Below are 19,955 nucleotides of genomic sequence, written 5' to 3'. Positions count from 1 at the left end.
TGTTAATCTTTGGGTCGCTCGCAGAAGTTGCTTGTAAGTATTAGGAGTACTGCATGAGGTCCCCGGCCGAAGCTTCTACGACGGCCATGGGTCGGAGTTCGGACTGGCTAAATCAAGCCGACTACCGTCTCGCTACAACGCCAGAAGAAAAGGACGAGATCTACAGGCTGCGCTATCGGGCTTACTTGCGCGAGGGTGCTGTCCGTCCTTCTGCCGACCAGCGCGTGATGGACGGTTACGAAGACTCCCCCAACGCGTGGACATTCGGCGTTTACTTCAATGGCGAACTCTACAGCTCGATCCGCATCAGCGTGCTGACGTCCGAATGGCGGATGTCGCCTTCGGTCGAACTGTTCGGCGATGTCCTGCACCCTGAACTGGACAAGGGCAGGATCTTCATCGATTCAACCCGCTTCGTCGCGGACCCCGACAAAGCTCGTCATTTCCCTGAACTGCCCTATGTGACCGTGCGGCTCGGTTCCATGGCTGGCGTGTATTTCAACGCCGATTACGGGTTGGCGATCGTTCGTCCGGAGCATCAGGCGTTTTACCGTCGGGTGTTCCTGCAGGAAACCTGGTGCGAGCCGCGACTGTATCCGGGCTTGGTGAAGCCGGTCGGATTGATGGCGGCGCATCTGCCGACGGTGCGGGAGCCGGTGCTTGCCCGTTACCCGTTCCTGCGTTCGACCGCGTTCGAGCGTCGGATGCTGTTCGAGCGTCCCGGCCAGCAGCAGTCAGCGCAGGCCTCCTACGAACGCGCGTCCATCGTTCCAAGCTCCTGAGTCTGCCGGACTCGACCCCGCGGACCGGAAATGGTCCGGCAGGTCCCGGCCGTATCAACGCTTGTTTCGCCTCCCGGCGCAAATCCAGCCGCTGCCGAACGCCTAAAATCAGGTGATTCAGGCCGTGGGCGCGCTTGCCTTCACCGTCGCGCCACATTTACAAATCATTAACCATCGCGGTCGCTTTTCGTCGTTTGTCGGCATTTGAGCGGGTCTGGCAACATCCCATCAAGGTTGACGGAACGTTCGCTTAACCATCGACCTGTAGACCGGGATGACAGTTCGAAAACGTGAGCGTGGAGGCTCCGGAATGAAATATCAAATGCGTAACCTCCAGGGTTGGAAGGTGGCTGCGGTGCTTGCCGTGGCGCTCTCGATGGGCGCCTGCGCCAAAAACAACGTCGGCCCTGACGGCGCGATGGCCAGTGCGGCGACCCCGGGCAGCCAGCAGGATTTCGTGGTCAATGTCGGCGACCGCGTGTTCTTCGAGAGCGACCAGACCGACCTGAGCCCGCAGGCGATCGCGACCCTGGAAAAACAGGCCCAGTGGCTGCAGACCTACAACCGCTATTCCTTCACCATCGAAGGACATGCCGACGAGCGCGGCACCCGCGAATACAACATCGCGCTCGGCGCGCGCCGTGCCCAGTCGGTGCGAACCTATCTCGCATCGCGCGGCATCGATGCCAACCGCATGCGCACGATCTCCTACGGCAAGGAGCGTCCGGTCGCGGTCTGCAACGACATCTCCTGCTGGTCGCAGAACCGTCGCGCCGTCACCGTGCTGAACGCCAGCTCGTAAATTCGGCCTCAAGTCGGCCTTCGCAGAATTCGAAACCGGCACCTTCGGGTGCCGGTTTTATTTTGCGCGCAAGACGAAGTCCCGGATCACGGCGGTCGTGCGCTCGGGTGCATCGGGCATGACCGCGTGCCCGCAATCGGCAAACCGTTCGAACTGCACGAGATGCGGCGGCAGCGCGGCTGCGATATCCGCCTGACTTTCGATCGGGTGCATAGGGTCGTCCTCACCGCCGAGCACCAGGGTCGGACACTGGATCCGATGCAGTTCGGGAAACAGATTGAAGCGGTGGCTCTCGCCATCAGGTCCGGCGAACCAGAACAGCACCTCCGGGCGGCCGACGGCGCGGCGCGCCATGTCGGGGTCGCGGGGCTTGCGGAAGTAGTGCGGCATCGCCAGTCGTCGCCACGCCTCCAGCGAGGCCTGGCCGGTGTGACCTCCGACTTCCAGGAAATGGCGGCGCGCCAGCGCGCCGACTTCCGCGCCGCCAAAGCGTTCGAACAGTTCGATACGCCGGTGCAGATATTCGGCGCCGGACGCGGCGGTGCTGATGAGGATCAGCTTCGAAGGGTGTGCGGGATGGCGGGTGGCGTAGGCCATCGCCACCATGCCGCCGAACGATGCGCCGAGCACGATCGGATCGACGATGCCGAGCACCTCGCAGAAGGCGCGAACGTCGTCGCCCCACTGCGCCAGATTCCAGCCCTCGCGCGCGCCGTCCTCGCTGCGGCCGTTGCCGCGATGGTCGAGATAGACGATCTGGGCAATGTCGGCCAAAGCGGAGTAGGCGGGCCGGTAGATCGAGTGGTCGGCGCCGGGACCGCCGTGAAGCATCAGCAGCACCGGTTTTTCCCGCATCGTCGGGCCGTCGGGAACGAACTTCGCACCCTCGACGTCGAAGAACAGCCGCACCCCGTTCACGGACACATGCATGGGCTGGCTTCCTTCAGCTAGATGAACGGGCCGCTCGACGATCACGCTTGCTTGTTTTGAAGCCGACACTAAACCATAGCGTAATCCACCGTGCGGATTCGGAAACGCCAGTCACAATTCCGGCGTACTCCCTCCCTCAATTCGTACCGCTTTCGCGGGTCAACGCGATTTTCTTCGTCAGGGCAAAATGTCACCCAGGTTTCTCAATGCTGCCGGCGCCGCGGCGATCGTCGCGATGCTGGCTCTGTCTTCCCAGGCCGCGCTCACACAGGTACTGGCCCAGGCCGACGACGCCGATGCGGAAATGCGGATCCAGCGGCTGGAAAACCAGCTGCGGCAACTGACGGGCCAGAACGAGGAACTGCAGTACCGGAACCGGCAGCTCGAAGATCGGCTGCGGCAGCTCGGTGCGGCGCCCGGCGGCCAGCCGCAAGTTGTTCAGCCTCAGGCAGCCCAGCCCCAGGCCGCGCAACCCGGCATGGCCGCGCTGCCGCCGGCTCAGCCGAACCCCGGCTATCGCCAACCGCAGGCGCAGCCCGGTTATCCCGCGGCACAGCCGGGCTACGACCAGCCGCAGATCGCGGCACCTGCCCCGATCATGCAGGAGCCGGCCGCCCCGCAGGCGCCTGGCCGCCGCCGCGGCGATGCCTTCGACCCCAGCCAGAATCCCGGCGCTCCCGGTGCGCCGCGCGCGCTCGGCGGCGGTCAGATGCCGGTCGCCAACGAAGCGCCGATCGGAGCGCCCGGTGGACGCGGCGCCGGCGAACCGCTCGATCTCGGTGCCACCAGCCCGCGCGATCCCGCCGGCGCGCCGCCGCGAGGCCCCGCCAGCGCCGCGCTGACAACGCTGCCGCCGTCAGCCACGCCCAAGGACGAGTTCGATCTCGGCATCGGCTACATGCAGCGCAAGGATTACGCGCTGGCCGAAGAGACCATGAAGAATTTTGCGCAGAAGTATCCGAGCGATCCCCTGATCGCGGATTCGCAATACTGGCTCGGCGAGAGCTACTTCCAGCGCCAGCAATATCGCGACGCTGCGGAAGCCTTTCTCGGCGTGACCACCAAGTTCGACAAATCCGCCAAGGCGCCGGATTCGCTGCTGCGGCTCGGCCAGTCGCTGGCGGCGCTGAAGGAAAAGGAAGCCGCCTGCGCCGCACTCGGCGAAGTGACGCGGAAATATCCGCGGGCCTCGGCCGGCGTCAAGGCTGCCGTCGACCGTGAGCAAAAGCGGGTTAAGTGCTAACGTTGCCGCTGGTCGAGGCCGCTATTGGCCTTGCGTAAGCCAGCGCCGCCTATGTCCGACGACGACCATTCCCCGATCTCGGTAAGCCAGGCGAAGCGCCTGTTCGCGGACTGGAAGGCCGCGCCCGCGATCGTGCTCGCGGTGTCCGGCGGGCCGGATTCGATCGCGCTGATGTGGCTCGCGGCGCGCTGGCGCCGCGCCCTGACGCGCGGCCCTCGGCTGATCGCCGTCACCGTCGATCATGGCTTGCGGCGCGAAGCCGCGCGCGAGGCGCGTGACGTCAAACGGCTGGCAAAGGACCTCGATCTGCCCCATCGCACGCTGCGCTGGAGCGGCGTCAAGCCGAAGACCGGATTGCCGGCGGCCGCCCGCGCCGCGCGGTACCGGCTACTGGCGCAGGCCGCCCGCGCCGGTGGTGCCACGCATATCCTGACCGCGCACACCCGCGACGACCAGGCCGAGACCCTGCTGATGCGGATGCTGCGCGGTAGCGGCATTGCCGGCCTCGCTGCCATGGCCCGCGAGAGCGAGCGCGAAGGCGTACGGCTGGCGCGGCCGCTGCTCGACATTCCGAAATCGCAGCTGGTCGCGACGCTGAACCGGGCGAAGATCGCTTTCGCCGACGACCCGACCAATCGCGACGCCAGCTACACGCGACCCCGGTTGCGGGCGCTGATGCCTGTTCTGGCCGAGGAGGGCGGCGACAGCCGTAACCTGGCGCGGCTGGCCTCGCGGCTGGCGCGGGCGAACGCCGCGATCGAGGTGCTGGCCGACGGCGCCGAGCGATATCTCGCGCTGAGGGATCGCAACGATGCCTCGCGCTTTGGGTTCGACGCCGGCGCGTTTGCCGGCCTGGCGGAGGAAATCCGGCTCCGGCTGCTGAAGCGCGCGATCGATCGTGTCGGTCACGAGGGGCCGGTGGAACTCGGTAAACTGGAGGCGCTGCTGGGGGCCCTGGATCGGGCCATCGCGGACGGCCAGCCACGGCTGAAACAGACCCTGGCCGGAGCCGTGATCGGGCTCAGCCGTGGCCGAATTTACGTCGATCCGGCGCCGCCGCGCCGCGGCAGGACGGGGTGAGAATCCGCCCGATATCTCCAGATGCGGCTTAATGGGGCGGACAGCCTTAACCAGCCCCGAAAAACTGCTGAAACAACGCCATTATTTGACCGGGAATCGCGCTAGGATGCGTTAAATAGTCCTGCGTGCTTCCCTTGGCATCGACCGGGACGGCACCTAGATTGTATCCAGTTATCCGGGGACTCCCTCGTGGCTACCCAAGGGATACTGCCAAGGACATAAGGCCGCGATCCGCGCGACCACGAAGGAAGTTCAATGAACGCCAATCTGCGCAATTTCGCCCTCTGGGTCATCATTGTCTTGCTGCTGTTGGCACTGTTTACGCTTTTCCAGAATCCGGGTCAGCGCGCGTCCTCGCAGGATATCTCGTTCTCGCAGCTGCTGAGCGAAGTCGACCAGAACCATGTTCGCGACGTCGTGATCCAGGGACCGGAAATCCACGGCACCTTCACCAACGGCTCCTCGTTCCAGACCTATGCGCCGAACGACCCAACGCTGGTCTCGCGCCTGTATAACGGCAAGGTCTCGATCACCGCGAAGCCGCCCGGCGACAACGTGCCGTGGTTCGTGTCGCTGCTGGTCTCCTGGCTGCCCTTCATCGCCCTGATCGGCGTCTGGATCTTCCTGTCCCGGCAGATGCAGGGCGGTGCCGGCAAGGCGATGGGCTTCGGCAAGTCGCGCGCCAAGATGCTGACGGAAGCGCATGGCCGCGTCACCTTCGAGGACGTTGCCGGCGTCGACGAGGCCAAGCAGGACCTGCAGGAAATCGTCGAGTTTCTGCGCGACCCCGGAAAATTCCAGCGCCTCGGCGGACGGATTCCGCGCGGCGTGCTGCTGGTCGGTCCTCCCGGCACCGGCAAAACCCTGATCGCACGCGCGGTCGCGGGTGAAGCCAACGTGCCGTTCTTCACGATTTCGGGTTCGGACTTCGTCGAAATGTTCGTCGGCGTCGGCGCCAGCCGTGTCCGCGACATGTTCGAGCAGGCCAAGAAGAACGCGCCCTGCATCATCTTCATCGACGAAATCGACGCGGTCGGCCGTCATCGCGGTGCCGGTCTCGGCGGCGGCAACGACGAGCGCGAACAGACCCTCAACCAGTTGCTGGTCGAGATGGACGGTTTCGAAGCCAATGAAGGCGTGATCCTGATCGCGGCGACCAACCGGCCTGACGTGCTCGATCCCGCGCTGCTGCGTCCCGGCCGCTTCGACCGCCAGGTGGTGGTGCCGAATCCGGACGTTGTCGGTCGCGAGCAGATCCTGAAGGTTCACGTCCGCAAGGTGCCGCTGGCGCCGGATATCAACCTCAAGACCATCGCGCGCGGTACGCCCGGCTTCTCCGGCGCCGACCTGATGAACCTCGTCAACGAGGCAGCGCTGACGGCTGCCCGGCGCAACAAGCGCATGGTGACGCAGGCCGAGTTCGAAGAGGCCAAGGACAAGGTGATGATGGGCGCCGAGCGCAAGTCGCTCGTCATGACCGAGGAAGAGAAGCTGCTGACGGCCTATCACGAGGGCGGCCATGCCATCGTCGGCCTCAACGTCGTCGCGACCGATCCGATCCACAAGGCCACGATCATTCCGCGCGGACGTGCGCTCGGCATGGTGATGCAGCTCCCCGAGCGCGACAAGCTGTCGATGTCGCTCGAGCAGATGACGTCGCGCCTTGCCATCATGATGGGCGGACGCGTCGCGGAAGAGCTGGTGTTCGGCAAGGAGAAGGTGACGTCAGGCGCATCGTCCGACATCGAGCAGGCAACGCGGCTTGCGCGCATGATGGTGACGCGCTGGGGCCTCTCGGAGGCCCTCGGCACCGTGTCCTACGGTGAGAACCAGGACGAGGTGTTCCTCGGCATGTCGGTTTCCCGCACCCAGAACGCTTCGGAAGCTACGGTTCAGAAGATCGACACCGAGATCCGGCGCTTTGTCGAGGAAGGCTACAACGAAGCCACGCGAATCCTGACCGAGAAGCGCGCGGACCTTGAAGCGCTTGCCAAGGGTCTCTTGGAGTTCGAAACGCTGAGCGGCGACGAAATTCAGGACCTGCTCAACGGCAAGAAGCCCAATCGCGAGTCCGTGCTAGAGCCGACCACGCCGCGCGCCTCCGCCGTGCCGCCGGCCGGCAAGTCGCGCCCGCGGCCCGATCCGGATGCCGGCCTGGAGCCGCAGCCGCAGGCGTAAGGCCGTCGCGGATGGCCGGCACTTCCGGCAAGCCTGTTGTGGAAAAGCTCGGCATCAAGCCGGGCTTTTTCATTTTCAGCGCCGGCGCGCCTGCCGCCTATGCCGATATCGTCGGCAAATTGCCCACCGGCGTAACGCTGGCGCGCGCTGCGAAAGCGCCGCTCGACATGGTGCATCTGTTCGTGACCGAAGCGAAAGGGTTAGCTGCCCGGCTGCGCGACTACCGCGCGGCGATCGCGCCGGACGGCATGATCTGGGTGTCGTGGCCGAAGAAATCTTCCGGCGTCGCGACCGACCTGACGGATGTCGTGGTGCGCGACACCGCGCTCCCGCTTGGCCTCGTCGATATCAAGGTTTGCGCGATCGATGACACCTGGTCCGGATTGAAATTCGTGATCCCCAAAAATCAGCGAACCGAGCCAGGGCGCAGGCGGCCAAATTAGTCCGCGCGCTTTTGCATCCGTGCCGGTCGACCAGATGCAGTTCATGCGCTTCAACGGCAAGACCTGGGATCGCTTCGGCGAGTTGCAGACCGGGAATTGAGTGAAGGCGTCATTCCGGGGCGCGCTTTTTTGCGCGAACCTCAGATGCGCAATTGCGCATCGGGGAATCTCGAGATTCTCAGATGTGCAATAGCACATCGTAGTTCGCCGCTTCGCGCCGCCCTCAGGTGCGCAATTGCGCACCGGGGAATGACGGCGGCGGATGAGTAGCGCCCAAAATCCCCTGCCGCCGCCCCCAAACCTTAAGATTTCCTCAATTCAGTCCGGCCTATTGCTGAAGGGGTGCGCGCGCTCGAACAGGCCGCGCGTAAGCCCTGAGGACCTCGCATGGCTGCTTCCGTTTCCACTTCCGTGACCGCGCCGGATCCCGGCGCCGTTCCCGCGGCGCTGGTGAAAGCGTGCTTTGTGCTGTTCGTCATCAACGCGACGTTCTTCCCGACCGCGTTCTTTGCGCATTGGTGGATCTACGACGTCAACGGCCTGGGAATTCCGACCGACTTCGTCAACGTCTGGGCTGCCGGCCGCCTGGTGCTCGATGGTCATCCGGCGCAGGCCTATGACTGGGTGATCCAGAAGCAGGTTGAGGTCGATCTGCTGGGGCAGGATTTCGTCGGCTATTTCGCCTGGCACTATCCGCCGCCGTTTCTGTTCGTCGCATCGCTGCTGGCGCAGTTTCCTTACCCCGTTGCGTTCATCGGCTGGGTGGCCGTCAGCATTGTGCCTTATCTTGCCGTCATGCGCGCCATCGTCGGCCGCAACTTCGGCTTCCTGCTCGCGCTCGCCGTCCCGGTCGTGTTCAGCAATATCTTCGTCGGCCAGAACGGCTTTCTCACCGCGGCACTGATCGGCGCCACGCTGTATCTGTTGCCGGTGCGGCCGATCCTCGCCGGCATTTGCCTCGGACTCCTCAGCTACAAGCCGCAATACGGGCTGCTGTTTCCGGTCGTGCTGATCGCCGCCGCGCAATGGCGCGCGTTTGTTGCCGCCGGCGTGACCGTCGTTGTGCTGGCGTTTGTCTCCTGGCTCGCGTTCGGCACCGAGAGCTGGCAGGCCTTTTTCCACTGGATGCCGATGTTCTCGCAGGCGTTCCTGACCGAGGGCAAAGCGCCGTGGTGGAAGCTGCAGAGCATCTTCGCGCTGGTGCGCTATTTCGGCGGCACCGAACAACTGGCGTGGGGATTCCAGTGGGTCCTCACGGCGTCCGTCGCCGTCGTGCTGGCGCTGCTGTGGCGCAGCCGCGTGCCCTATACGTTGAAGGCCGCCGCACTTGCCGCCGGCACCCTGCTGACCACGCCCTATCTCTTCATGTACGACCTGACGGTGCTCGCCATTCCCACGGCCTTCCTGGTCCGTATCGGTCTCAGGGACGGCTTCCGTCGTTACGAACTTCCGGCGCTCGGCTGTGCGGCGCTCCTGATCATCGGCTTCATCTGCTCCGGCGTGCCGCTCGGGTTCGGCGCCACGCTGATCGTGGCCGCGCTCGTCCTGCGTCGCGCCGGCCCCTGGTGGCGCCGCGAGCCTGTGCCGGCGCTGGTTGCGGCAGGCGCCTAGGCTCCCTCAGGCCCCGTTCGCCGGCTTGTCGCTTTCATGGTCACGCGGGCGCGCGAAATCGTCTTGTCAGGCGGTCTGAATAGTTGTTCACTTCTTCAAAGCGGTTGGCGTTCAATCGCTCAAAACATTGAAGACGCGCGCGTTCCGGGGCCTCGAAGGCCTCCTGGGGCGCGCTGGGGACGGGAAACGCGCCATGGTTTATCGGCGAACCCATCAGGTTGTGAAGCGGCTGGCAGCCCGGCGCGGTGCCATTCTGGCGGCGGCGCGGGATGCCGCGGCCGACGGCGGCATGGCCGCGGTACAGATCGCACCGGTGGCGGTCCGGGCCAATGTCGCGGCCGGTACCGTCTATCGTTATTTCCCGTCCAAGGCCGAGCTGATTTCCGAGTTGATTGCCGAGGTTTCGCGTGACGAACTGGCGGCGATCCGGCGTGCGGCGGATGCCGCGCCCGGTCCGTCATCGGCGCTCGCGGCGGCCGTCACCACGGTCGCCGTCCACGTGCTGTCGCAGCGCAAGCTCTCTTGGGGCATTCTCGCCGAGCCGGTCGACGTCGACGTCTCGGCATCGAGGCTTGCCAGCCGCCGCGAAATCTCCGGCGAGATCGCCACGCGGATCGATGCCGCGGTGCGCGCCGGACATCTGCCGGCGCAGGACACCGCGCTTGCCGCCACCGCGCTGCTCGGCGCGTTGCACGAAGCCCTGGTCGGCCCGCTGGCGCCGGATAACAAGGACGATTCCGGCAAGCTGCGCGACGCCGTGCAGACCGTGACGTTGCTGGCGCTGCGCGCCGTCGGCGTCATGGACGCCCGCGCCCGCGGCCTCGTGGTGCAGGCGGTGTTGCCGGCCAAGACGCTGGTCGGCGCCTAGAAAATTCCTGCTCGCCCGACACCGCCTTGACGCAACCATCCGCCAGACTGCGGCGTAGTCAATGACGTCAACGATGGTGCAAGGAGCGACACATGACGACGACATTCGGGTCGGCCAAATGGCAGGGCGGCATCAAGGACGGCAAGGGCGCGATCTCAACCAAGAGCGGCGCGCTGGCCGACTACCCCTACGGCTTCGCCAGCCGCTTCGAGGGCAAGCCCGGCTCCAATCCGGAGGAGCTGATCGGCGCGGCGCACGCCGCCTGTTTCACCATGGCGCTATCGCTGATCCTGGGCGAAGCCAAGCTCACCGCAGAGCAGATGGCGACCAAGGCCGACGTTACGCTGGAGAAAGTCGGCGACGGTTTTGCGATCACGGCGGTTCATCTCACGCTGACCGCAAAGATCCCCGGCGCTGACAACGCGAAATTCCAGGAGTTGGCGGGCATGGCGAAAGCCGGCTGCCCGGTGTCGAAACTCCTGAATACGAAGATCACGCTGGAGGCGACGCTGCAGGGCTAAGTGGTCCGGCTTTGCCGTCACTTCTTCGCGTCGCCGTCCTTCCCGACATAGGCGATGCGGACCATGTTGGTGGTGCCGGCGATGCCGAGCGGCACGCCGGCGACGATGATCACGCGCTGGCCTGCCTTGGCGAAACCGTCGCGGAACGCGATCGAGCCGGCGCGGTCGACCATGTCGTCCTGGTCGTGGGCGTCTTCCGCCACCACGCAATGCACGCCCCACACGACCGACAATTTGCGCCCCGTGGCGAGGTTCGGCGTGATCGCGACCACTGGCGGCTTCGGCCGTTCGCGCGCCACGCGGATCGCGGTCGAGCCCGACGAGGTCCAGCAGATGATCGCGGACAATTCCAGCGTCTCGGCGATCTGCCGCGCGGCATCCGCGATGGCGTCGCCGACCGTATTCTCCGGTTCGGGCTGCTGCGCCGACAGCACCGAGCGATAGGTCGGGTCGCGCTCCACTTCCTCGCCGATGCGGTTCATGGTCGAGACCGCCTCGACCGGGAATTTTCCGGCCGCGGATTCCGCCGACAGCATGATGGCGTCGGCGCCTTCATAGACCGCGGTGGCGACGTCGGAGACTTCGGCGCGGGTCGGCACCGGCGCTTGGATCATCGATTCCAGCATTTGGGTCGCGATCACGACCGGCTTGCCGGCACGGCGCGCCATCCGCGTCATCTGTTTCTGCAGGCTGGGCACCCGCTCCAGCGGCAGTTCGACGCCGAGATCGCCGCGCGCCACCATCAGCGCGTCGGAAACCTCGAGGATCTCGCCGAGCCGGTCGATCGCTTGCGGCTTCTCGATCTTGGCCATCACGGCGGCGCGGCCGCGGATGATCCGCTTGGCTTCGTTGACGTCTTCGGCGCGCTGCACGAACGACAGCGCTATCCAGTCTACGCCGGTCGTCAGCGCGGCCTCGAGATCGGCGCGATCCTTCGGCGTCATCGCCGACACCGGCAGGTCGGTGTCGGGCAGGCTGACGCCCTTGCGGTCCGACATCTTGCCGCCGATCACCACCCGCGTCACCGCGCGGTCGGACGAGGTCTCCTCGGCGATCAGGCGCACCTTGCCGTCGTCGAGCAGCAGCGCATGGCCCGGCCGCAGCGCCGCCAGGATTTCGGGATGCGGCAGCTGAACGCGGCTGTTGTCGCCGGGCGTCTTGTCGGAATCGAGCACGAAGCTCTGGCCGTTCTTGAGTTGGGTCGAGCCTTCGGCGAAGGCGCCGAGCCGCAGCTTCGGCCCCTGCAGATCGACGAGGATGCCGATCGGCCGACCATAGCTGCTCTCGACATTGCGGATGGTCTTGACCAGCTCGCGCATCTTGTCGTGCGGCGTATGGCTCATATTGATGCGGAATACGTCCGCGCCGGCCTCGAACAGCTTGCGGATCATCGCGCTGTCTGACGATGCCGGGCCGAGCGTTGCGAGGATCTTGATACGACGGAGCCGCCTCATTGCTTGGGTGCCGCTGGCGGCAGTCCCGGTCCGCCCGGCGGCGTCCCGCCCGGCGGCAGTCCGGGAACCCCGCCGGGGCTTCCCGGACCCATCGTCCCCGGAATTCCCGGCACGCGTTGCGCCGGTTGCTCGTTGGCTTCGGTCAGTTGCACGGTCCATGCTCGCTGTTCGCCGGTATCGACTTCGAAGAACCCGGTGCGGTCGAAGCCGCGTGCCAGGCAATTCTCGGTGCCCTTGATGGTGAATTCCTTGTCGCGCGAGCACATGAAGGCCTGCCCCGACCATTCGCCGCCGCGGTCATAGTCCAGCGCGTAGATATAATAGAAGCGTGCGACAAGCGTTCCGCGCAGCAGCGTCTCGCAACTGCGCGAGGATACGTTCCACCAGCCCTCGGTGGTCCAGCCCTCGGCGTCCTTGTAGCCGAGCGCGATGCCGACCCGGCTCGAGGTGTTGTTGCAGAGCCGGAAATCAGCCGCGGCCGGGCCGTTCCAGAGGAACATCACCGCAAATGCCAGGACCGGCAGGAGGCCGGCGGTCAGGCGAGCGGAGAGGGGGGCCGAACGGAGAGAATCTATTGCAGTCATGCAGCGAGGCTATATCAAATGATTGACGATTTGGCGCGGCCCACCGGCAAACCATGAATTCGCCGTGGTGCCGAAATTGCCACCGGAAGGGCCCTGTTTTGCGCGCCGATATGGCAAAATCTGTGACAATTCCTACCTGATATCAATATGCTGAGCTTTCTGTTCGGGCATGGTCTTTTCGGCAAACAGCGCTCCCTTTTCCCGGATCATGCCCACCAAAGCGGGACCCACGGCCATGACGATTGACGACAAAACCAGAACGGAGCTCGAAGCCGCCGCCTTTCGGCGCCTGGTCGGGCATCTGCGCTCTCGCACCGACGTCCAGAACATCGACCTGATGAACCTGGCCGGCTTCTGCCGCAACTGCCTGTCGAACTGGATGAAGGAAGAGGCCGACGCCATGGGTGTGGCAATCAGCAAGGACGAGAGCCGCGAGGCGATCTACGGCATGCCGTATGAGACCTGGAAATCGAAGTTTCAGGGCTCCGCCAGCCCGGAGCAGCTTGAGGCGATGAAAAAGGCCCATAGCGGGCATTGACGTTAGGCACGTCATTCCGGGGCGATGCGCAGCATCGAACCCGGAATCTCGAGATTCCCCGATGCGCAATTGCGCATCTGAGGTCTGGTCCTTCGGACCATCCCGGAATGACGTCGCTGGCAGGCTTACCTTCCTGTGGGCGCGCTGTGGATGAGTGCGATGTTTCCTTGACGCAGGCAGCCCCAATCTTGAGGGTCAATCCGACAAAAGCGCCGCGCGCCCAAGCGTGCGGCGCTTGATCTTTCAGTCTCAACGTCAGTTCCATTCAGGAGTACCCGATGGCCACTTCCGCCGCCGCCGTCCAGGACGAGCCCGCGACCAAATTCGCCAAAGACCAGCTCAAGGCCATCATCGAGCGGATCGAGCGTCTGGAAGAAGAAAAGAAGACGATCTCCGACGATATCCGCGACGTCTACGCCGAGGCCAAGGGCAACGGCTTCGACGTCAAGGCGCTGCGGACCATCATCCGGATGCGCAAGCAGGACGCCAACGAGCGCGCCGAAGAGGAAACCATCCTGGAAACCTACATGCAGGCCCTCGGGATGCTGTGAGGCCGGCAGGCATTTTTCGGCGCGCGCAAGCCTGCGCGGTTGAGCCTGCGTGGCTGGCGCTGAATGGCGCGTTCGGCGTACACCGAACGCGATCCAATCCCCGGCCGTGAAGCCGCTGACCGTTTATGAGTGCAGCGGCCTGATGTTCTGGTTCAAGCGGAAGAAGTTCGTCGGGTCGTATTTGCCCTTCAAGGCGACAAGGCGATCATAGTTGTCGCCATAGGTGGCCTTGAGCCTGCTGTCGTCCCCATCGTCCATCATGAAGTTCACATAGCCGCCGTCAGCGGAGTAAGGATGCACGGCCTCCCAGTAGCCCTTGGTCCAGCGCGTAATTTCGCCCGCCTTTTGCGGATTGGGATCGATGCCGGCGATAACCATCGACCAAGTGGCGTCGCGCGTGTTCCAGGCGGTGTCGCTCTTGCCGACACGACGGACAGCGCCGTCGATCGGATAAAGATGCATGAGCGAAAGCGCGCTCGGAAGTTTCCCTGCCCGGGCGATATGAACGTCGATCGCTTCGTCGGTCAGTTCTTTCACGAAATCGCCGCGCCAGTACCATTGCAAGCCTTTTGGAAAGAACGGATCGAACATGGCCTGGAGGGCTGGATAGGGCATTTCGCCCATCCAGTTGAAGAGCGGCGGGGGCAGGCCATCGAGCAACTTGGCCATAACCGCCTGGCCATCTTCCATCGGACCGTTGTAGCAAGCGATGATGGCGCAGGCGCGCTTGCCCTGATGCTCCGCCGGGAATGGATCGACAGGTGGAACAGTCTTCAAGCCGACAAAGGCCCCGAGGTCCTCGGGAGCGCCAGGCAGGAAATCCCTGTACTTCTGCATGATAGTCCGGGCATTTTCGAGATCCCAGAACACTGGACCGGCATAGACCATGTTCACCGGGTGAGCCTGGAACAGGAAGCTCGTGACGATGCCGAAATTGCCGCCGCCGCCGCGCAGGCCCCAGTAGAGGTCGGCGTTCTCTGATTTGTTGGCGGTGACAATTCGGCCGTCGGCGAGCACGACATCCGCCTCGAGCAGATTGTCGATGGTGAGGCCATACTTGCGGGTGAGGTATCCGGTGCCGCCGCCAAGCGTGAGGCCGGCAATGCCGGTCGTCGAGACGATGCCGGCCGGCACGGCGAGCCCGTAAACATGCGTGGCGTGGTCGACATCGCCTTGCGTGCAGCCGGGACCGACGCGGACGGTGCGGGCGGCGGGATTGACCCGCACGCCTTTCATCATCGACATATCGACCATCAGCCCGCCATCCACACTGCTAAGCCCCGGCCCGTTGTGCCCGCCTCCGCGGATCGCGACCTGGAGTTCGTTCTGCCTTGCAAAATTGACCGCAGTGACAACGTCAGCGACGTCGGTACACCGCGCAATCATCACGGGACTCTTGTCGATCATCCCGTTGTAGAGGCTCCGCACAGCGTCATAATCGGCATCCGTTCGCCTGATGACCGGGCCGCGCATGTTGCCGATGAAAACTTCGGTGGCCATGGCTTGCATGACATCCTCCTGTTCTACGCAATGATCGGCTGATTGAGCTTGAGGTTACTCCCGTCTTCGGACGTTGGCAAAATCCGGCCTTCACCGTGGGATGCCACGTTTGAGACACCCCGCGGTGTCCGTCATTTGGTCGCTCTCAAGTTGACGTCGTGTCGACAATGCATCTCTGTAGCGAATGACCGCTGACCGGACCTTCGCGAAGGACCGCAATTCCCCCATTTCGTTCTCCGATCGAAGGATGCGGCGGGCCTACTAGTTTGTTAGTGTAACGCCGGAGTGTCCCCCGCGCTCGCTACCGATAGCGAACGAACCCGAAGGAGGGAGCCGATGCCTCACTTTGGAAGCTGCTTTTGCGGCGCAGTCAAACTGGAGGTCACGGGGGCACCGGAGGCCATGGGCTATTGTCATTGCGATTCTTGTCGTTCGTGGTCCGGCGGACCTGTAAACGCCTTCAGCCTCTGGAAGCCGGAGGCGGTACGGATCACGGCGGGAGCCGAGCATGTCGCGACGTTCCAGAAGACTGAGCTCAGCCAGCGCAAGTATTGCGCGAAATGCGGCGGGCACCTGATGACCAATCATCCGCCCCTGGAATTAGTCGACGTTTTCGCGGCGGTACTACCGACGTTGAAATTTACGCCCGGTGTACACGTAAATTACGCTCAGACAGTTTTGCCGATGCGAGACGGCGTTCCCAAGCTGAGGGATTTTCCGAAGGAGTTTGGCGGTTCAGGAGAGGTCGTCCCGGATTGAGAAAACGGCGAACGCATCTACAAGTCGCATGGCCGCTATTTGGCGATCGCCGAAACCATTGAATGCGGTCTTTCCCGGGAGAGTTGTTCTGGTCGGCAACCCGCTCGGACAAGTCGCGGTACGGCCTAAGCTCGTTAATATGGGTGCGAGGATATTTTGGGCTTATCTTTTGATTTCGGGGCGCAGCGGCGGTGGCGTGGCCTGCTCGCGGCGCGCGAAAGCTTGGGCTAAGGCCTCTGATCTGCTAGACTGCCCTGCGAAGGAACGAAGAAATGGACGTGCCTGGACCAGAGCGACGGCTCGCTGCGGTCCTCGCCGCCGACATGGTCGGCTTTAGTCGGCTCATGGAGGCTGACGAGACGGGCACGCTTGCGCGCCTGAAGACCCATCGGATCGAGCTGATCGATCCGGCCATCACCAAGAATCGCGGCCGCATCATCAAGACCACCGGCGACGGCCTGCTGGTCGAGTTCCACAGCGTCGTCGATGCGGTGTTGTGCGCGGCGGAGGTTCAGCGCCGGATGGCGCGACGCAACGCGGACGTCGCACCGGCGCGATGGATGCAGTTTCGCATCGGCATCAATCTTGGCGATGTGATCGTTGACGGCAACGACATATTCGGCGACGGCGTCAATGTCGCATCCCGCCTGGAAGTGCTGGCCGAGTCCGGCGGTATCTGTGTTTCGGGCGCGGTCCGCGATCAGGTCGGCGATCGTCTGGAAGATCTGAGCTTTGAGGATCTCGGCGACCAGACCGTCAAGAACATCGCGCGCCCGATCCGGGTCTTCCGCATCCGTCTCGATTCGGATTCCAGGATGGTACCCGACCAGGTGGGGAATGCGGCGGCGCCGACGGTCGCCAGAAAGCCCTCGATCGCGGTGCTGCCGCTGGTCAACATGAGCGGCGATCCCGAGCAGGAGTTCTTCGCCGACGGACTGACCGAGGACATCATCACCGAGCTGTCGCGCTTCCACGACCTGCTCGTGATCTCGCGCAACTCGACCTTCGTGTACAAGGGCAAGGCCGTGAAGGTGCAGGAGGTCGCGAAGGAGTTTGCCGTCGACTACGTGCTGGAAGGCAGCGTGCGAAAGGCGGGCGATCGTATTCGCGTCACGGTGCAGTTGATCGACGCAGAGGCCGACCGGCACGTTTGGGCCGAGCGCTACGACCGGGAGCTTGCCGATATCTTCGCCATCCAGGACGAGATGACGCACGCGATCGTGGCGACGCTGCCGGGCCGCGTCGAGGCGGCGGCCCACGACCGCGTCAAGCGCAAGCCGACCGACAACATGGCGGCCTACGAGTGCGTGCTGGCCGCCAAGGTGCTGCACCATCGCTCGACGCGGGAAGACAATGCGGAAGCGCAACGTCTGCTCGAGCGGGCCATCACGCTTGACCCCAACTATGCGCACGCTCACGCCTGGCGGGCCTGCGTGCTCGGGCAGACCTGGGTCTACAGCTGGTGCGCCGATCGTGACGCGACCTTCGAGCAGGTGGCCGCGGAGCTCGAGATCGCACTCAAGCTCGACGACAACGACAGCGACGTGCACCGGATCCTCGCCGCGCTCAACCTCAATCGCGAGGATCATGACAAGGCGGCCTACCATCAGGAGCGGGCGCTCGCGCTCAACCCCAACTACGACCTCGTCGTCGTGCAGCAAGGCGAGCTTCTAACCTGGCTCGGGCGGCCGGAGGAGGGCATCGACTGGATCAAGAAGGCGATGCGCCTCAACCCGTACCACCCGGAGCGCTTCTGGAGCCACCTCGGGCGCGCCTGCTATTGCGCCGAGAAATATGCCGAAGCCGCCGAGGCCTTCTCACGGATCACGCGGCCCGACCACACGCATCATGCGTTTCTTGCCGCCACCTTCGCGCAAATGGGCAACGCCGTGGCGGCCGCCGCGCACGCGGCAGAGGTCATAAAGCGCGAGCCGAGCTTCTCGACGGCCGCCCACCTCGCCACCCAGCACTACAAGCGAGAAGTCGACCGCGAGCGCCACCAGGCCGGTCTCCTCACGGCGGGCCTGCCGGCCTGACGCGGCGAAAGGGACGCGCGCGCGGGATGCCATGAGGCGCCGACGGCGTCATACGCGGGCTTGACCCCGCAATCTTCCGGGAGAGATTTTGCGAAGGAGCGATCGATTGCCGGGTCATAGGCGAGCGGAAGCGACGCCGTCCTTCGTACGGCTATGGCGAGCGGAAGCGACGCCGTCCTTCGTACGGCTATGGCGAGCGCAAGCGACGACGTCCTTCGTACGGCTATGCCCGGCAATGACGAGTTCTGCTTAACGCAGCGACGCGGTCCGCAGCGTGAACGACTGCGTCGTCAGTCTGGCGGTCGCCGAACCGGAGAACCGGTCGGTGGTCATGCCCATCATCGGATCGTCCGAGAAGGTCATCGCGATCGCAGCCTGCGGCTTGACGAAGAAGCCGCGCAACAGGGTCATGTCGGTATCGCCGAGCACCGTCGTCGACATCGCGTTGCTCGCGCTCGGCGCCAGCATCACGACCCGCATCCAGATATCGTTGCCCTTGGCGGCGGCGAGGCGGGCCGAGGTCGAGATCACGCTGTCCCGACCCTGAGGTCCACCCTGAACTCCCTTGGCGACCACGGTATTGATCTCGGTCGCGGCGACCGCGGCATTGCGGGTCGGGTGGACGCTGCGCGGGATCGGTGCGGAAGCGGCGACGATGTTGGCGCGATCGACCGGTGAGGTCGCGGCCGGCGCATAGGCGAGCGCCTTGTTGAAGGCTTCCGTGACGCTGGCGGTCGGCTGCGGATCGGCGGCGCCGACGGCCTGGCGCGCCTTGAGGGCGGCGACCTGCGCGGGGCTGGCCTGCTTGGCCTCTGTCGGGACATCGCCCCAGAAGCCGCGGGCGTTGATAATATCGGCCGGCGTCTGCGGCTTCGGCTCGTTGGAGGCCAGCACGGCAGGCGTGGATTCTGTCTTGGCTTCCGCCTTGGCCTCGGTCTTGACCTCCATCTTGGATTTCGGCGCCGGAACGATCTGCGCGTCGGCCGAGGCCAGTTGCAGGGTCGCTGCGGCCTGCGGCTTCGCGCGCGGCGTCGGCGCTGCGGCGGCCACGACGGTCGCGGTCGCGGTCGCGGGTTTCGCGCTGACGGCGGGCGCGGCAGCTTCCTCGTCGTCCTCGGAAGACTTGCCCCTGAACAGCGCGGCGAACAGGCCGGGCTTCTTGCCGACGGTGGCGGCGTCGTCGCCACTGCCGCGCTTTTCGATATCGGCCAGCGCCAGCTCATACCCCTTCAACGGCTTGCCGTCGGTGGGAACGTGTACCGTGCGGCCGTCCGGGAATACCCTGGCGAGCTGGTCGTGGTTCATGCGGGGCCAGTGACGGATGCTGCCGGTATCGAGATGAACGAACGGGGATCCCGAGGTCGGATAGAAGCCGACGCCGCCACGCTGCAAACGGAGCCCGGCGTAGCGGATCTGCTCCAGCGGCACGTCCGGGATGTAGAAATCCATCGCATGGCCGAGCATGTGCTGGCTGAAGCGCGCCACGCCCGAGGAGCGGCGGCGGAGCATGGCGTTGGTGGCGGGGGAGCGGTAGGAGGAGATGATCTGGATCGGCTTCTTGCCGTCGACGTCGCGGTAGACTTCCCAGAGGATGTCGAACAGGTGACGATCCATCGTGGTCTGGTCCTGGCTGCGCCAGTCGCGGAGGAAGTGATTGAGCTGCTTCAGCGCTTCTTCGTCGTAACGGCCGTCGCGCTTGAAGGTGACGGTGAGGTCTTCGTCGGAATGGGTGTGGTGGAAGGAAAGCGTGCGGGTTTCGTTCAGCGCGGTCGCGTCATGGACGGAGCCTGCTCCGGCGAGGAGCAATAGCGACGTCAGGCCGATTCGATATCCGGCCTTCGGCATAGACAGCGGATTGAATTGGCGCGCGAAACCAGCCAGCACGTATGAGCCCACCCAGTCGAACGAGCGCTCAGAGATTTCCTTCGCCTTTCCCCAGCGAAAGAAGGTGAACGCTTTCTTAAAGCGGGAGGGTTAACCGAGGCTTACCGTCCCGCCCCCAAGCAAGCGCCAACCTAACCCGTGGACTATGGCGAAAAAGTGCCCGGTGCCGAAATCGAGATGGATAATGGTTA

At 64.5% G+C, this 19,955-nt stretch carries 18 protein-coding genes; 13 read left to right on the top strand and 5 right to left on the bottom strand.

The genetic code is table 11. The features are described from left to right. Positions 1-53: 53 nt before the first annotated feature. Both FFI89_RS29645 and pal read left to right on the top strand, forming a co-directional pair. The gene (locus FFI89_RS29645) at positions 54-782 is read left to right on the top strand and encodes a hypothetical protein (protein WP_138831040.1); all 729 of its coding nucleotides are present in this window, start codon (positions 54-56) and stop codon (positions 780-782) included. A gap of 310 nt (positions 783-1,092) precedes the next feature. Further along, entirely contained in the window at positions 1,093-1,584 is a 492-nt protein-coding gene (pal, locus tag FFI89_RS29640; protein WP_138831039.1) for a peptidoglycan-associated lipoprotein Pal, read from the top strand. Positions 1,585-1,641: 57 nt separating this feature from the next. Here the strand turns inward: pal and FFI89_RS29635 are convergent, their stop codons facing one another. After that, positions 1,642-2,514 carry an alpha/beta fold hydrolase gene (locus FFI89_RS29635; RefSeq protein ID WP_138831038.1) on the bottom strand — a complete coding sequence of 291 codons (873 nt, stop codon included), beginning with the start codon at positions 2,512-2,514 and terminating at the stop codon, positions 1,642-1,644. Positions 2,515-2,701: 187 nt separating this feature from the next. On the opposite strand from FFI89_RS29635, the gene ybgF reads away from it, so the two are divergent. The 7 genes from ybgF to FFI89_RS29595 all read left to right on the top strand — a co-directional run bounded on the left by ybgF (position 2,702) and on the right by FFI89_RS29595 (position 10,458). After that, positions 2,702-3,757, top strand: a complete 1,056-nt coding sequence (gene ybgF, locus FFI89_RS29630; RefSeq protein WP_138831037.1) for a tol-pal system protein YbgF — start codon at positions 2,702-2,704, stop codon at positions 3,755-3,757. 51 nt (positions 3,758-3,808) lie between these two features. Further along, complete coding sequence (gene tilS / locus FFI89_RS29625) at positions 3,809-4,837, top strand: tRNA lysidine(34) synthetase TilS (RefSeq protein ID WP_138831036.1); 1,029 nt, start codon at positions 3,809-3,811, stop codon at positions 4,835-4,837. A gap of 255 nt (positions 4,838-5,092) precedes the next feature. Continuing rightward, a complete protein-coding gene (gene ftsH / locus FFI89_RS29620) occupies positions 5,093-7,015 on the top strand; it encodes an ATP-dependent zinc metalloprotease FtsH (RefSeq protein ID WP_027538830.1) in 1,923 nt (640 codons plus the stop codon). A gap of 11 nt (positions 7,016-7,026) precedes the next feature. Beyond that, on the top strand, positions 7,027-7,458 hold the full coding sequence (locus FFI89_RS29615) for a DUF3052 family protein (RefSeq protein ID WP_138831035.1): 432 nt from the start codon (positions 7,027-7,029) through the stop codon (positions 7,456-7,458). A 387-nt stretch (positions 7,459-7,845) separates the two neighbouring features. Next, a complete protein-coding gene (locus tag FFI89_RS29605; protein WP_138831034.1) occupies positions 7,846-9,069 on the top strand; it encodes a glycosyltransferase family 87 protein in 1,224 nt (407 codons plus the stop codon). A gap of 193 nt (positions 9,070-9,262) precedes the next feature. Further along, on the top strand, positions 9,263-9,937 hold the full coding sequence (locus tag FFI89_RS29600) for a TetR/AcrR family transcriptional regulator (RefSeq protein WP_138831033.1): 675 nt from the start codon (positions 9,263-9,265) through the stop codon (positions 9,935-9,937). 92 nt (positions 9,938-10,029) lie between these two features. Further along, positions 10,030-10,458: an OsmC family protein gene (locus tag FFI89_RS29595; RefSeq protein WP_138831032.1), complete on the top strand. Its 429-nt coding sequence runs from the start codon at positions 10,030-10,032 to the stop codon at positions 10,456-10,458. Between the two features lie 17 nt (positions 10,459-10,475). Here FFI89_RS29595 and pyk read toward each other — a convergent pair whose 3' ends face one another. Together pyk and FFI89_RS29585 are read right to left on the bottom strand one after the other, a co-directional pair. Beyond that, positions 10,476-11,912: a pyruvate kinase gene (pyk, locus tag FFI89_RS29590; protein ID WP_138831031.1), complete on the bottom strand. Its 1,437-nt coding sequence runs from the start codon at positions 11,910-11,912 to the stop codon at positions 10,476-10,478. Next, the gene (locus FFI89_RS29585; protein ID WP_138831030.1) at positions 11,909-12,496 is read right to left on the bottom strand and encodes a DUF1036 domain-containing protein; all 588 of its coding nucleotides are present in this window, start codon (positions 12,494-12,496) and stop codon (positions 11,909-11,911) included. Before FFI89_RS29585 ends, pyk begins: the two co-directional genes overlap by 4 nt. Positions 12,497-12,731: 235 nt before the next feature. Here FFI89_RS29585 and FFI89_RS29580 point away from each other — a divergent pair, with 235 nt between their 5' ends. Together FFI89_RS29580 and FFI89_RS29570 are read left to right on the top strand one after the other, a co-directional pair. Beyond that, positions 12,732-13,034, top strand: coding sequence for a DUF1244 domain-containing protein (locus tag FFI89_RS29580; protein WP_138831029.1), 303 nt, complete (start codon positions 12,732-12,734; stop codon positions 13,032-13,034). Between the two features lie 278 nt (positions 13,035-13,312). Next, the gene (locus tag FFI89_RS29570; protein WP_027538822.1) at positions 13,313-13,585 is read left to right on the top strand and encodes a DUF2312 domain-containing protein; all 273 of its coding nucleotides are present in this window, start codon (positions 13,313-13,315) and stop codon (positions 13,583-13,585) included. Positions 13,586-13,708: 123 nt separating this feature from the next. Here FFI89_RS29570 and FFI89_RS29565 read toward each other — a convergent pair whose 3' ends face one another. After that, the gene (locus FFI89_RS29565; RefSeq protein ID WP_138831028.1) at positions 13,709-15,094 is read right to left on the bottom strand and encodes an FAD-binding oxidoreductase; all 1,386 of its coding nucleotides are present in this window, start codon (positions 15,092-15,094) and stop codon (positions 13,709-13,711) included. A gap of 327 nt (positions 15,095-15,421) precedes the next feature. Between FFI89_RS29565 and FFI89_RS29560 the strand changes: the two genes are divergently transcribed. Together FFI89_RS29560 and FFI89_RS29555 are read left to right on the top strand one after the other, a co-directional pair. Next, positions 15,422-15,844 carry a GFA family protein gene (locus FFI89_RS29560; protein ID WP_138831027.1) on the top strand — a complete coding sequence of 141 codons (423 nt, stop codon included), beginning with the start codon at positions 15,422-15,424 and terminating at the stop codon, positions 15,842-15,844. A 272-nt stretch (positions 15,845-16,116) separates the two neighbouring features. Then, complete coding sequence (locus FFI89_RS29555) at positions 16,117-17,880, top strand: adenylate/guanylate cyclase domain-containing protein (RefSeq protein WP_138831026.1); 1,764 nt, start codon at positions 16,117-16,119, stop codon at positions 17,878-17,880. 249 nt (positions 17,881-18,129) lie between these two features. Here FFI89_RS29555 and FFI89_RS29550 read toward each other — a convergent pair whose 3' ends face one another. Further along, entirely contained in the window at positions 18,130-19,764 is a 1,635-nt protein-coding gene (locus tag FFI89_RS29550; RefSeq protein ID WP_246669294.1) for a DUF882 domain-containing protein, read from the bottom strand. Positions 19,765-19,955 lie beyond the last annotated feature (191 nt).

This window comes from Bradyrhizobium sp. KBS0727 (assembly GCF_005937885.2).
Taxonomy (GTDB): domain Bacteria; phylum Pseudomonadota; class Alphaproteobacteria; order Rhizobiales; family Xanthobacteraceae; genus Bradyrhizobium.
The sequence above is the reverse complement of the archived record's forward strand: the minus strand, read 5'-3'. Positions and strand labels throughout refer to the sequence as shown.